The organism is Serinicoccus sp. CUA-874 (assembly GCF_001942225.1).
Classification (GTDB): domain Bacteria; phylum Actinomycetota; class Actinomycetes; order Actinomycetales; family Dermatophilaceae; genus Ornithinicoccus; species Ornithinicoccus marinus.
The window spans coordinates 14,026-26,042 of the sequence record NZ_MKJZ01000009.1; the positions used below are offsets into that span (position 1 = coordinate 14,026).

Below are 12,017 nucleotides of genomic sequence, written 5' to 3' on the forward strand. Positions count from 1 at the left end.
GGTCCGGCCCGCGGCCTAGAGTTCACCCATGCCCGCAGACGACGCCGCCCCGGTGACCCGCTCGAGCCGGGCACGGCTGCGCCGCTCCGGTCGCCACCTGGTCCGCTTCGGCGGGCTGCTGGCCGTGGTGGCCCTGGTCGTCACGCTGATCGGCGGCTGGGCCACGCGCTCGCTGCTGGACCATCTGCAGTCCAACTCGACCGAGCTGCTCGACGGCACCGCGACGGTCTCGCTGGTCGAGGGCACCGAGCGCACGCTCTACGTCACCGGTGGCCTCATCGCCCCCGGCGAGATCGTGCCCACCCCGGTCGAGCAGATCACCTGCACCATCACCGGGCCCGGCGGCGAGCTGCCCTTCACCACCCTCGACGAGGAGGGCTCGCGGGTCGGCATCGACACCGCGCTGGCGCGCTTCCAGGTCGTCGGCCACTTCCGGGCCGAGCAGGCGGGCGAGCACCTCATCGACTGCGAGGGACGCGGTGTCGTCGTCGCCCCCGAGGTGAGCCCGGCCAACGCGCTGCTGCGGCTGGGCGGCCTCGCCCTGGGCAGCCTGGGCACCTTCGTCGGGCTCTCGATGCTGCTCATCGGCGGGGTGCTGCTGCTCCTGGTCCGTCCGCCCGAGGACGGCGCCGAGGAGGTCGTCGAGGACGCCCCGCCCGAGGAGGGCGCGGACGAGTGGTGGGAGGACGAGGCCGGTGAAAGTCGGCCCGCCGACGGCGACGCAGCGGTGCCGAGCGGGGAGGTCAGGGACGACGCCGGTGCCCCCGGAGAGGACTACGTCGACCTCACCGACGAGGAGCTCGCGGCGCTGTCCGAGGAGGAGATCGCCGAGCTGGTCGCCTCCGGTCAGCTCGTCTTCGTCGACGACGACGAGGGGGCTGCCGGCGGGGTCGACGAGTCGGGGTCCTCCAGGCCGTAGGTCCGCAGCACCGCCGCGAGCGCCGGATGGTCCCGGTCGAGCAGGTGCGCCGCGGCCTCGAGGTCCTCGGGGGTCGCCGCGGCGCGCAGCACCGCGCGGACCGCGGCGTCGTCCGCAGGTCCGGGCAGGTCGTGACGCGTCGTGCCCGTCGTCAGGGTCGTCGACCAGGAGCCGGTCGACTCGCGCACCTGCTCCAGCCGCTCCGTTATGCCGTCGGCCGGCACCTCCCCCGCGCGCACCTCCTCGAGCAGCTCGAGCACCTCGGCCAGCCGCCGTTGCACCGCCGGGTTGCCGATCTTGGCCCGCTTGCCCGACCCGAGCTGACTGAGCATCGGGGCGGACATCCCCAGCGTCCGGGCCAGCTGGGCTTGCGACAGACCGAGGCCGCGCGTCAGCCGCGCGAAGACGTCGGCGAGCGGCTCGCCGTAGAGCTCCACCTGAGACGCCACCGTGCGCTCGACCTCGCTCACCTCGTCCTCCTGTCCGCCGCTGTGCCGTGGGCCCCGGCCTCGTGCCGGGTCCCTGCGCCTGACCACCTTAGGCTGGGACGGCGCCGCCGCGCCCCTAGCCGGCCGCCAGTTGACTTTGCAACTGCGAACGTTTACTTTCGCTAATGCATACGTTCGCATCTTCCGAGGGGACCATCGTGACCAGGATCCGCCACAGCCTGACCGCCGCCGCGACGGCGGTGCTGCTCGCCCCCGGCGTCGCCACCGCGTCGACCACCGACTCCCCCGACGACGCCCAGCTGCTCCTGCTGCTGGACTCCTCGGGCTCGATGGAGGACCCGGACGCCGAGGGCGAGCCCAAGATCGACGCGGCCAAGGCCGCAGTGGGCACCCTCGTCGACGGGCTCAACCCCGACCAGCAGGTCGCGTCCGGCTCTTCGGCGGCAGCGTCCCGCTGGACGAGCCGCGCGAGGACAAGTGCACCGACAGCGAGCTCGTGGTCCCCATCGGCAGCGGCAACACTGACGCGATGCGCGACGCCGTGGAGGCATACCAGCCCCTGGGCGAGACCCCGATCGCGTATGCGCTGCAGCAGGCCGCGGACGACCTCGGCGAGGAGGGCAACCGGACGATCCTGCTCGTCTCGGACGGAATCGCCACGTGCGACCCCGACCCGTGCGAGGTCGCCGAGGAGCTCACCGCCGACGGCTTCGACCTCGTCGTGCACACCGTGGGCCTGGGCGTGGACCAGGAGACGAGGGACCAGCTGGAGTGCGTCGCCGACGTCGCGGGCGGCACCTACTACGACGCCGACGACACCGACACCCTCACGACGGCGCTCACTCGCATCTCGACCCGGGCCTTCCGCCCGTTCCAGCTCAGCGGCGAGCCGGTCACCGGGACGGTCGACCCCGCGCAGGCCCCGGTGCTGGACGTCGGTCGCTACGTCGACGAGGTCGGGGAGGAGCCGCTGAGCTACCGGGTGCGCCGCACCCTCTCGCAGAGCACCCTGCACGTCAGCGGGACGCTGCGTCCCGATGACGACACCGGCATGTCGGCGCTCAACCTGGTCCTGGAGACCCCCGACGGGAGGAGCTGCGACCTCTCGGCCTTCGCCGTCTGGACCGCGGGCAGCGGCGACACCTTCGGCAGCGGCAGCGTCAACGGCGTGCCGGCCAGCTATCGCGAGTGCGGCGACGTGGACGAGCTGGTGCTCCGGGTGGAGCAGCAGTCCGGCGCCCGGCTGGCCGGCCAGACCATCGAGATCGTCGTCCACGAGGAGCCCGCGCCCCAGGACCCGGCAGCGCTCCCGGACGCCGACGCCCGGCCGGAGTGGCAGGACGTGGCGCCGGGCGAGCCCACCGCCTCGGTCGTCGGGGGCACCTCGTTCAACGACCCCCCCACTCTCGAGCCGGGCGCGACCTACACCTCCGACATCGTCCCCGGGGAGGTCCTGGTCTTCGCGGTGCCGGTGGGTTGGGGCCAGCACCTGCAAGCGCTCGTCGACGTGCCTGCGCCCGAGGAGGGGGTGGCCCAGACCATCGGCACCGCGGGCACGGTCCTCGACGTCGGCATCGTGGGGCCGGACCGGGGCGACGCCGTGGCCCACACCGCCGACGTGCCGGACCTCAGCGGGCGGACGAACCTCTCGGCGCGAGAGGGCGGCCGGGTCGCAGAGACGTCCTACGTCGTCCAGTGGCGCAACCGGGAGAACGCGAGCCCGGCCGACGGCGCCGACCGGGCCGGCGAGCACTTCGTCGTGGTGTCCCTGGTCTCCGACGACCAGAGCTCGGTCCCGGTGCCCTTCTCGCTGGTCACGGAGGTCCTGGGCGAGGTCGACGGTGAGCCCACCTACCTGGAGGCCGGGGAGCCGCCCGCGGCCGCCACGCAGGAGGCACGGTCCTCGTCGGAGGCGGGCGCCGACCAGAGCGACGACGAGAGCAGCGCCGAGGCCGAGCCGACCGAGGACGCGAGCGCCGCGGCCCCGGCGGAGGATGGCGACGACAGGCTGCTGACCCTCATCTGGGTGCTGGCCGGTCTCGGGCTGGTGGTGGCCTTCGTGGGCGGCTACCTGCTCGTGCGCGGCCGGCGCTTCAGCACCTGACGCGGCCCAGGGAGGGCACCGGGCCCCGGGCCCACCGCCGGTGTGGTCCGGGGCGCCGGTTCAGCCCAGCAGCGCGAGCAGGCCCGCGGCCAGGACCAGCAGCAGCCCGAGCCCGAGCAGCGCCATCCCGAGCCGTGAGCCCGCCCCCGCGCCGCCACCTTCTGTACGGGACGTCGCTTCCTGGGCAACGGGCCCCAGATCCGTAGGTCCAGAACGCGAGGTCGGCCCGGTCTGCCCCTCCTCCGGCCCGGCCGCGCCCCATCCGGCGGGCAGCTCGGGGACCTGGTCGAAGACCTCGACCTCACCGGCGTCCCAGGTCTGTGGCGAGGCGACCAAGCCGGTCGCGCGCAGCGCCTCCCGCGCGGCGGCGGCGTCGGCATACCGCTCCCCCGGCTCGGCCGCGGCGAGGTCCAGCACAACCGTGACGAGGCCGCTGTCGACACCCTGGCGCACCAGCAGGTCAGCGAGCGAGCCCGCCGCGTCGGCGCCCGGCCGCTGCGCCAGCAGCATCTCCGCGGCGCTCAGACCCGCGGCGTAGAGATCGGCCCGGGGGTCGGGGTCCCAGCCGACCCGCAACGTCTCGGGCGCGGCATACCCGATCGTCCCGACCGCGTGGTGCACGTGGGTGAGGCGGGGGTCGTCGACACCGGTGACGATGCCGAAGTCGGCGAGCCGGAGCCGCGGGAGGCCCGAGCCGGTCGCGTCCAGGAGCAGGTTGGCCGGCTTGACGTCGCGGTGCACCAGACCCTCGCCGTGGATCCGCGCGAGCGCGTCCAGGAGCTGGTCGAGCAGCGTCGCGACCCAGACCGTCGGGAGCGGGCCGTGGTCGCCCACGAGGGTCGCGACCGACCCGCCGCGGACCAGCGGCATCGCGATGAGGACGCGGTCGTCGTCCCCGGCCCAGCCGAGCGGGGTCAGGACGTGCGGGTGCTCGACCCGGACCGCCTGCTCGCGGACGAAGCGGAGCAGCGTCGGGGCGTCGCTCTGCCGGAGGACCTTGGCGGCGACGTAGCGTTCCTCGCGCTGGCCCCAGGCGCGCCACACGACGCCCGCGCCCCCTTCGCCCAGGGGTCGACGAGCTCGTAGCGACCACCGAGCACCTCTCCCACGTCGACCAGCCTAGAGTCCCACCGCGGGCGATCTCGCTATGGTGCTGGCATGACGTATGCGAACCCGCCCGCCCGGCGCAGCGGCCTGACCACAGCCGGCAAGTGGATGCTCATCATCGGCCTGGTCCTGTCCATCATCGCCGGCGCGATCGTCGCCTGGGGAGCCGTGGCCGGCGTCCGCGCCTTCGGCGACATGGAGGACGACCTGACGATGGAGGGCGGTCAGGCCACGGTGTCCATGGAGGAGGGGGACCTGCGCTACGTCTTCAGCGAGGGCTCCGGTGGTGACGTCGCGTGCACCGTCACCCTGCCGGACGGCAGCGAGGAGACGCTGCAGGCGGCCGACGACCTGAGCACCGGGCAGGAGCCGCAGGTGCAGGCAACGACCGTGGGGATCTACACGGCCACCAGCACCGGTGAGCACACCTTCACCTGCGAGGGCGGACAGACCGCCCTGTCCCCGAACCTCGCGGCCAGCACCTTCGTCGCCATCGCGTTCGGCGCCCTGGCTGCGGTGGCCCTCATCCCGCTGCTGCTGCTCACTGTCGTCGGGCTCATCATGTGGCTCGTCGGCCGCGGCCGGGACAAGCGGGCCGCGCAGAACCCGCAGGGCGGCTACGGCTACGGCCCCGGGCAGCAGCCCTACCCGCAACAGGGCTACGGGCACCAGGGGTACGGCCAGCAGCCGGGCAGCGGTGCGGGGCAGCCGCCCACCCAGGGCTACGGCCAGTCGCAGGGCTACGGCCAGTCGCAGGGGCAGGGCGCTCCCCCGCCTCCCCCGGCCCCGGGCGCCGCACCGGACGAGGGTGGCGACGCGCGCGACCCTTACCGGCGCGACTGAGCGTCGGTCACCACCGCCGGACGTCCTCGCGATCCTGCGACGCCATCGCGGAGTTGCGGCCCGTCCGGCTCACACCGCGTGTCACGGACTGTCGGCGCCGCCGTTGACGTTGAGCGTCTCGCCGACCACGTAGCTGCTCTCCGGTGACGCCAGGAAGACGTAGGCGGGGGCGAGCTCGACCGGCTGGCCGGCACGGCCGAGAGGTTGCCCCAGGCCGAACTCCGGGATGGCGTCCTTGGGCTGACCCTGCACTACCTGCAGCGGCGTCCAGATGGGGCCGGGAGCGACGATGTTGACGCGGACCCCCTTCGGCGCCAGCTGCTTGGCCAGGCCCTTGCCGAAGGTGTTCATCGCACCCTTGGTCATGGCGTAGTCCAGCAGGTGCTCGCTGGGGCTGTAGGCCTGGATCGAGCTGGACAGGATGATCGTCGACCCCGGCCCCAGGTGCCCCACCGCCGCCCGACACATCCAGAACATCGCGTAGATGTTGGTCTTGACCGTGAGGTCGAACTGCTCGTCGCTGATCTCCTCGATCGACGGGGTGCTGACCTGCTTGCCCGCGTTGACGACGAGCACGTCGAGTCCACCGAGCTTGTCGGCGGCCTGGTCGACGATGCGCTCGGCCGTCTCGCGGTTGGTGACGTCACCGGGCAGCTGCTCGCAGACCCGACCCTCCGCCTCGACGAGCTCGCGGATGCGGTCGGCGTCCTCCTGCTCGTCCGGCAGGTAGTTGATCGCCACATCGGCGCCCTCACGGGCGTAGGCAATGGCGACGGCGCCGCCGATGCCGGAGTCACCACCGGTGACGAGGGCACGACGGCCGGTCAGCCTGCCGGTGCCACGGTAGGACGTCTCGCCCCGGTCAGCCGGCGGATCGAGCTCGGCGTCCAGCCCAGGCATGGGCTGGTCCTGCTCGGGCGGCGAGATCCGGGGATGACGGGTGGTCGGGTCGTCGAAGGTCAGCTGATCGCTGGTGCTGGGCATAGGGAGATCCTGCCCCCGTGGCCGGCGGTCCGCACGACGGGGCGGCACGACCGGCGCACGGGCGCGGACCGGCCTCGCTCACCCCTTGAGGTCGTCCTCGCCCTCCCCCGGCTGCACGCTCCACTCCGGCGGGGAGTCCTTGCCGGAGTCCTCGTCGGCCTCGGCCTGCTCGGCCGTGTCCTGGACGATGCCCTGGGCGTGGTGGGTCGGGGCATACACGGCATAGAGCCGCATCGGCTCCTCGCCGGTGTTGATGACGTCGTGCCAGGTGCCGGCGGGCACCTGGATCGCCCACCCGTCGCTGACGTCCTGGGTGAAGCTGAGGTCGTCCTCCGCGGGACCCATGACGCAGCGTCCCTGCCCGGAGTCGAGGCGCAGGAACTGGTCGGTCTCCGGGTGCGCCTCCAGCCCGATGGACTCCCCCGGCGGGATCGACATCAGGGTGACCTGGAGGTACTTCCCGGTCCAGGCGACCGTGCGATAGGTGTCGTTGGCGCGCGTCTCGGTCTCGATGTCGAAGGCGTTGGGCCGGGGGCCGTTGTCGGTGACCATGCGGGTTCCTGTCGTCGGGGGGTATGCCGGTCACCAACCTACGACCCGCCACCGACACCGCGCAGGTCACCCCGACCGCGTGGCGGTCGCCTCGTAGCGCAGCGTGCTCGCGCGGCAGGTCGCGAACTCGTCCACGTCGACGACGAGCACGAACGACAGGGCCCCGCCCCGGGCATGCCCCACCACGAGCTCGGCGCGGCTGAGCTCGGCGGGCACCGGCTCATTCCCCGCAGCGGCCTGACCGCGGGCGCGAGCGCGCTCCAGCAGAGCCGAGCAGGCTCCAGCGGCGGGTCCACGTCGGGCTACAGCAGCAGCAGTGGCGGCAGCTTCAGCGGCGCGGGCAGCTCCTCGCGGTTCTGAGCAGGTCGGACACCCCGCGGTCCACCGCCTGCCGGTCGCGGGAGGCAGCTCATACCCGGGTATGACGCAGGTTCAGCCCGCGGTGCGACGACGGACGCGGCCGTGGTCGCACAGGGTGGAGCCATGAACACCACGAAGACGACCACGAGCACCTCGACCGACACCCGCGGCTCGCAGCTGCTCGTCCTCGGGCTGACCTGCGGCGTGGCTCTCGCACTGGCGCTGGACGACTGGCTCTATGTCGCCACCGGCATCGCCTCGCGCTCGCCTTCGGCTGGCGCCCCGGCAGTTCCGCGGACTCCGGCCGCTGAGCCCCTCCTCCTCGACCCCTCCCTGAGACCAACGTCGGGACAGCAGGACCTCCATCGGGAAGTTCGCCGATGGAGTCCAGCTATCCCGTGGTCGGTTGTCGGCAGCAGGGCTCATCTCGGGGAGATCGCCCCTGCGGCGGAGGGGTGTCCGCCGGATGGCCGATGTGTAGCGCACGCCGACGGGGCAGAGTGGGACCATGACGATCACGAACCCCACCGAGCGCACCAGGCACCGCGGACTGCCGAACGCCGGTCGGGCCGGTCTGGCCACGGTCGGCGTGCTCGCAGTCGCCGGGACCAGCCTGGGGCTGTTCCTCGCCCAGGCACCAGACGACGCAGCCACCGGCCTGACCGTGGACGACACGGCACAGATCATGGAGGTCGACCGGCTGGACGCGGCGGTCGAGGAGCTGGAGTTCCACGACCCCACCGAGCTTGCCGTCTTCACCTATCGCGGTGGCAGCGACGCCGATGACCAGTCGCTCAACCGCGCGGTGCTCGACCACGCACGCGAGAGCCGCCCGGAGTGGCTGAGCGAGGACGGGCAGCGTTGGGCCGACGGGCTGTTCGTGCTGGCGGTCGACCCCGAGGCCCGCCTGGTGGGCACCTACTTCGGCGACGACCGCGCCGTCGGCGACGAGGAGCAGCTGGACATCCAGGAGGCCACGAAGGACGACTTCCGATCAGCGCGGTGGACCGACGGCGCGGTGGCCGGCCTGAAGGAGGGAGCGGACCGGATCAACGCGCCGTTCATGCGCAGCGCCGGCGGCGTGGTCCTGGGCATCTTGGGCTCTGTCGTCGCCCTCATCGCCGGCGCGACCTGGGTCGGCGTCGGCGTCGCGCGATCCGCCGGGAGCCGACGGATGAAGGAGGACGCCGACCGGCGCGTCGCGGACGTCAAGCGCGACGCCGCCGACACCGAGCGTCACGCCAAGAGGATCCCCGATGACTCGCGATACGGATTCGAGGTGCTGCGTCGCTTCGACGACTACCGGCGTGGCGTCCGCGAGCTGACCGAGTTGGAGCAACGGGCCGCCCAGCTGGCGCCGTCGACCTACAACCGCAAGGGCGTCGCGTCAGAGCTGACGGCATACCAGGAGAAGGCGGTCGAGCTCGACCACCTCGACGACGCCATCGCCGACACGGCGATCTTCCTCACCCAGGACGCCGACTGGCGAGAGGCCTGGGCGCGGCAGGTCGACCCCGTCCGGGAAGACCTGGAGCGGGTCACGCCGCTGCTGGAAGAGGAGCTGCCGGAGGAGGCGCGCGACCTCCCCGAGGGAGAGACGCTGAGGGGTTTCGCGACAGCAGCACTGACCCGGTTGGACGAGGTCCAGCACGGTCTCGAGCGCGGTGAGGTGTCGCCGGACGACGCGCTGGACGCCCTGCGGGACACCCGTGAGGGACTCAGCGAGCATCTCGACCAGCTCTCCGAGAGCGTGGTGCAGGCGGTGGGCAAGGACGAGACCCAGCGCGAGACGCTGCGCACCACGCTGGCCCGGCAGCGCGACGAGGCCCGCCCCAGTCCATCGATCATCGGGACCGCCTACCCGGCGTGGGCCTACTTCCCGGTCGCGGCGATGAGCACCGGGGTGTCGGAGGGCACGCAGCAGATCGCGGCGAGCTCCGGGGGCGGCGGCACCTCCGGCTACTCCGGCGGGAGCTTCAGCGGGGCCGGGAGCTCCTCGAGCTTCTGAGGCGGCTGCTCACTCGATCCCTCGCTGCCTGCGCGCGACCGACGTCGATAGCACAAGCCTCATCGGGAAGTACGCCGATGGAGGTCTGGCTACCCCGACATCGGTCCGTGGCAGGCAGGGATGGTCAGGAAGACTCCGCCGGGCTCAGCCCGCCAGCGTCTCGGTGTCGATGGCGGCGCGGTAGCGCACCTGGCCGTCGACGACCTTGTCGTAGTAGTCGTCGACCTGACCGGCGTCGATGACCTCGACCGTGGCGGTGATGCCGTGCTCGCCGCAGAAGTCGAGCATCTCCTGGGTCTGCGGCAGGCCGCCGATCATGCTGCCGCGGATGGCTCGCCGGTTGCCGATGAGCGAGAAGGCGCTGACCTGGAGGGAGTCCTCGGGCGCACCGGCGTTGGCGAGCACGCCGCCGCGGTCGAGCAGCCCGAGGTAGTCATCGAGCGGGATGCCGGAGCCGATGCCCGGCCCGACACCGGCCTCCTTGAGCGGGTGGTATGTCGTGATGCCGGCGCACAGCAGCGGCGTCACACCCGCGTGGTCGGACTCGGCATACGTCCCTGGGATCCTCACGACGAAGTCGTCACGGACGACGACCTCACCGCTGTAGCCACCCTTGGTGATCTCGCCGTGGTAGTCCTCCGCACCGGAGGTCTGGACGGCACCCTTGGCGCAGTACTGCTCCTCGCCGTCCTGGCAGGCGGCGCACTCGCCGCACGAGTCGACCAGGCAGCCGACACCGACGACATCGCCGACCTGGTGGTCGCTCACGTCGGAGCCGACCTCGAGGACGGTGCCGAGGATCTCGTGGCAAGGGGTCAACGGGTAGAGCGCCTCGCCCCACTCGCCACGCTTCATGTAGATGTCGCTGTGGCAGATGCCGGCCCAGCGGATGTCGATGCGCACGTCGTCGGGCCAGGGCATTCCCTGCGTGACCGGCGACTGGAGGTGCGGCGCTAGCGTGGCCGCGTGACGATGATCCACCTGCGGGTGAGGCACCTGCCACGAATCGGTTTCCTCGGTCGGCGCCGCCCGGTGCAGATCGAGGTCGACCCGTGGCCGCCGGGCTGGGTCCGCTCCCCTGTCACGACCGAGCGCGCCTACACCCTGATCAAACCGTTGATCGGGTGGGACGAGGCCATGCTCCTGCTGCAGCGCGCGCGGCGAGAGTGGACGGGCGGGACCGGGCCATGGGTGAGCGCCTTCACGGGCGTGGTCAGCCAGGAGTGACCGCGCGCAGCGGGACCGCGTGGGCAGGCCTCAGCCCGGACCCGGCAGTCCTGTCGGCGGGTCAGGCTCAGGGTGCTCGCCGAAGCGGTCCCAGTCCCCCCATACGGGCCGCTCCCGCCAATGACCCGACATGTCGAGGTCGCGATAATGGGTGATCTTCACCTCCGGCATGCCTTTGATCGTCTCGCGGCAAGTCGCTGTGCCGTCCTGCCGGAACACCCATGCCTTGTGGGCGGCACTCTGGGAGAAGGTCCGAGGCCCCGAGGAATCCTCCGCGTAGACCCACACCTTGTAGTTCATCAAGAACAGCTTGTCACTCTCGCTGACCTGGCCCCAGTCGAAGGACTCCACGATGGAACCGTTGTCGTCGTAGACACGGACGCGTACATGGTCACCGCCAGCACCCATGACCAGCGTGTAGTCCGGGACCGCACGGTCAGCGCGAAGGCGGCTGACGGAGAGCTGAGGCGACGTCTCGAAACAACGCTCTGCCTCCTGCTGATCGATCTCCGCGATGGGCTGCAGCAGCCGTATGTTCCAATCGCGGCCGTAGCGGTAGCTCACGTCGTCAGCACGGGCTCGGGGTGTTCGCCGTAACGGTCCCAGTCGCCCCATGCGGGTCGCTCACGCCAGTGGCCCGACATATGCAGATCGCGATACCGCGTGATCTTCACCTCGGGCATGCCCTTGATCGTCTCGCGGCAGGTCGCTGTGCCGTCCTGGAAGAAAACCCAGGCCTTGTGCGCCACCGAGTCCTTGAAGCCCTGCGGTTCCGAGACATCGTCTCCGTAAACCCAGACCTTGTGATTGTCAAGAAACAATTCTGGTCGCCCTGGAACCTCGCCCCAATCGTAGGATTCGATGACCGATCCAGCGGCGTCGTAGCGGTGAACCCGAACATGGCTGGCATCGGGACCAACGAGTATCGTATACGTTGGGTTTCTGCCCGTGTCGGACATTCGTGTCACAGATGTCCAGCCCGCGAAGCCCCGCTCGCGAGCAGCGGCCTCGCCAATCTCGTCGATGGGGCACTGGAGCCGGTTGTTCCACTTGCTTCCGTACCTGAAGGTCATGCCTCTCCCATGTCTCAAACTTATGTCTTGCAATCGAACCCATTCATGTCAACAATGCGAATATCGCGAGTCTTCGCGTAGGTCACAAGTTCGGTTGGTATCACGCCGCCACGCTGGGGCGGTACCTGGAGTACGAGCTGACCGTCCAACCTCTGACCAGCTAGACCTTCCTCGACGTCACGTGGCGTTCACGAGATTCTTGCATTGGGAGGGTACTTTGTCGCAAGTTCCCGCCCGTAGCTCTTCGCTGTGCTGAGATCGATGTCGTTTGGTTGCGTCAGTTTTCGAGAAACGATGTCCTCTGGTGCACTGGCCGGAGGGTGCGTAGGTGGCTTGGCGAGGCATGTCACCAGGGCGTCACCGTCACCGCCGTCGTCAACCTAGCCAGACT

The 12,017-nt window shown here is 71.1% G+C and carries 13 protein-coding genes; 5 read left to right on the top strand and 8 right to left on the bottom strand.

What is annotated here, in order from left to right:
• Positions 1 to 28: 28 nt before the first annotated feature.
• A complete protein-coding gene (locus BJF80_RS03325) occupies positions 29 to 919 on the top strand; it encodes a hypothetical protein (protein ID WP_075811317.1) in 891 nt (296 codons plus the stop codon).
• On the opposite strand, the gene BJF80_RS03330 is transcribed toward BJF80_RS03325, so the two are convergent.
• On the bottom strand, positions 847 to 1,389 hold the full coding sequence (locus BJF80_RS03330) for a helix-turn-helix domain-containing protein (protein WP_075811319.1): 543 nt from the start codon (positions 1,387 to 1,389) through the stop codon (positions 847 to 849). The two genes, BJF80_RS03325 and BJF80_RS03330, sit on opposite strands and share 73 nt — an antisense overlap.
• A gap of 508 nt (positions 1,390 to 1,897) precedes the next feature.
• Here BJF80_RS03330 and BJF80_RS03340 point away from each other — a divergent pair.
• Positions 1,898 to 3,472, top strand: a complete 1,575-nt coding sequence (locus tag BJF80_RS03340) for a vWA domain-containing protein (RefSeq protein ID WP_158068458.1) — start codon at positions 1,898 to 1,900, stop codon at positions 3,470 to 3,472.
• Positions 3,473 to 3,532: 60 nt separating this feature from the next.
• Here the strand turns inward: BJF80_RS03340 and BJF80_RS03345 are convergent, their stop codons facing one another.
• Positions 3,533 to 4,540 (bottom strand): serine/threonine-protein kinase, encoded by a 1,008-nt coding sequence (locus BJF80_RS03345; protein ID WP_414899276.1) that lies wholly within the window; start codon positions 4,538 to 4,540, stop codon positions 3,533 to 3,535.
• A 90-nt stretch (positions 4,541 to 4,630) separates the two neighbouring features.
• Here BJF80_RS03345 and BJF80_RS03350 point away from each other — a divergent pair, with 90 nt between their 5' ends.
• Positions 4,631 to 5,422 (top strand): hypothetical protein, encoded by a 792-nt coding sequence (locus tag BJF80_RS03350; protein ID WP_075811327.1) that lies wholly within the window; start codon positions 4,631 to 4,633, stop codon positions 5,420 to 5,422.
• 81 nt (positions 5,423 to 5,503) lie between these two features.
• On the opposite strand, the gene BJF80_RS03355 is transcribed toward BJF80_RS03350, so the two are convergent.
• The 3 genes from BJF80_RS03355 to BJF80_RS18685 form a co-directional block, all read right to left on the bottom strand.
• Positions 5,504 to 6,406 carry an SDR family oxidoreductase gene (locus BJF80_RS03355; protein WP_075811329.1) on the bottom strand — a complete coding sequence of 301 codons (903 nt, stop codon included), beginning with the start codon at positions 6,404 to 6,406 and terminating at the stop codon, positions 5,504 to 5,506.
• 78 nt (positions 6,407 to 6,484) lie between these two features.
• Positions 6,485 to 6,958 (bottom strand): cupin domain-containing protein, encoded by a 474-nt coding sequence (locus BJF80_RS03360; protein WP_022926271.1) that lies wholly within the window; start codon positions 6,956 to 6,958, stop codon positions 6,485 to 6,487.
• A 66-nt stretch (positions 6,959 to 7,024) separates the two neighbouring features.
• Complete coding sequence (locus BJF80_RS18685; RefSeq protein ID WP_022926272.1) at positions 7,025 to 7,174, bottom strand: hypothetical protein; 150 nt, start codon at positions 7,172 to 7,174, stop codon at positions 7,025 to 7,027.
• A 652-nt stretch (positions 7,175 to 7,826) separates the two neighbouring features.
• Here BJF80_RS18685 and BJF80_RS03370 point away from each other — a divergent pair.
• Positions 7,827 to 9,326 (top strand): DUF5129 domain-containing protein, encoded by a 1,500-nt coding sequence (locus BJF80_RS03370; protein WP_075811333.1) that lies wholly within the window; start codon positions 7,827 to 7,829, stop codon positions 9,324 to 9,326.
• Between the two features lie 144 nt (positions 9,327 to 9,470).
• On the opposite strand, the gene BJF80_RS03375 is transcribed toward BJF80_RS03370, so the two are convergent.
• Entirely contained in the window at positions 9,471 to 10,247 is a 777-nt protein-coding gene (locus tag BJF80_RS03375) for an alcohol dehydrogenase catalytic domain-containing protein (protein WP_075811335.1), read from the bottom strand.
• 45 nt (positions 10,248 to 10,292) lie between these two features.
• On the opposite strand from BJF80_RS03375, the gene BJF80_RS03380 reads away from it, so the two are divergent.
• Positions 10,293 to 10,553: a hypothetical protein gene (locus BJF80_RS03380; RefSeq protein ID WP_075811337.1), complete on the top strand. Its 261-nt coding sequence runs from the start codon at positions 10,293 to 10,295 to the stop codon at positions 10,551 to 10,553.
• 30 nt (positions 10,554 to 10,583) lie between these two features.
• On the opposite strand, the gene BJF80_RS03385 is transcribed toward BJF80_RS03380, so the two are convergent.
• Together BJF80_RS03385 and BJF80_RS18110 are read right to left on the bottom strand one after the other, a co-directional pair.
• Positions 10,584 to 11,117 (bottom strand): hypothetical protein, encoded by a 534-nt coding sequence (locus BJF80_RS03385; RefSeq protein ID WP_075811339.1) that lies wholly within the window; start codon positions 11,115 to 11,117, stop codon positions 10,584 to 10,586.
• Positions 11,114 to 11,626 carry a hypothetical protein gene (locus tag BJF80_RS18110; RefSeq protein WP_143456668.1) on the bottom strand — a complete coding sequence of 171 codons (513 nt, stop codon included), beginning with the start codon at positions 11,624 to 11,626 and terminating at the stop codon, positions 11,114 to 11,116. Before BJF80_RS18110 ends, BJF80_RS03385 begins: the two co-directional genes overlap by 4 nt.
• Between the last annotated feature and the right edge of the window lie 391 nt (positions 11,627 to 12,017).

Excerpts from the sequence above, each read along its gene's own strand:
- BJF80_RS03340 (WP_158068458.1), top strand. The coding sequence starts at position 1,898 with ATGCGCGACGCCGTGGAGGCATACCAGCCCCTGGGCGAGACCCCGATC.
- BJF80_RS03360 (WP_022926271.1), bottom strand. The coding sequence starts at position 6,958 with ATGGTCACCGACAACGGCCCCCGGCCCAACGCCTTCGACATCGAGACC.
- BJF80_RS03325 (WP_075811317.1), top strand. The coding sequence starts at position 29 with ATGCCCGCAGACGACGCCGCCCCGGTGACCCGCTCGAGCCGGGCACGG.
- BJF80_RS03370 (WP_075811333.1), top strand. The coding sequence starts at position 7,827 with ATGACGATCACGAACCCCACCGAGCGCACCAGGCACCGCGGACTGCCG.
- BJF80_RS03355 (WP_075811329.1), bottom strand. The coding sequence starts at position 6,406 with ATGCCCAGCACCAGCGATCAGCTGACCTTCGACGACCCGACCACCCGT.
- BJF80_RS03350 (WP_075811327.1), top strand. The coding sequence starts at position 4,631 with ATGACGTATGCGAACCCGCCCGCCCGGCGCAGCGGCCTGACCACAGCC.
- BJF80_RS18110 (WP_143456668.1), bottom strand. The coding sequence starts at position 11,626 with ATGACCTTCAGGTACGGAAGCAAGTGGAACAACCGGCTCCAGTGCCCC.
- BJF80_RS03375 (WP_075811335.1), bottom strand. The coding sequence starts at position 10,247 with ATGCCCTGGCCCGACGACGTGCGCATCGACATCCGCTGGGCCGGCATC.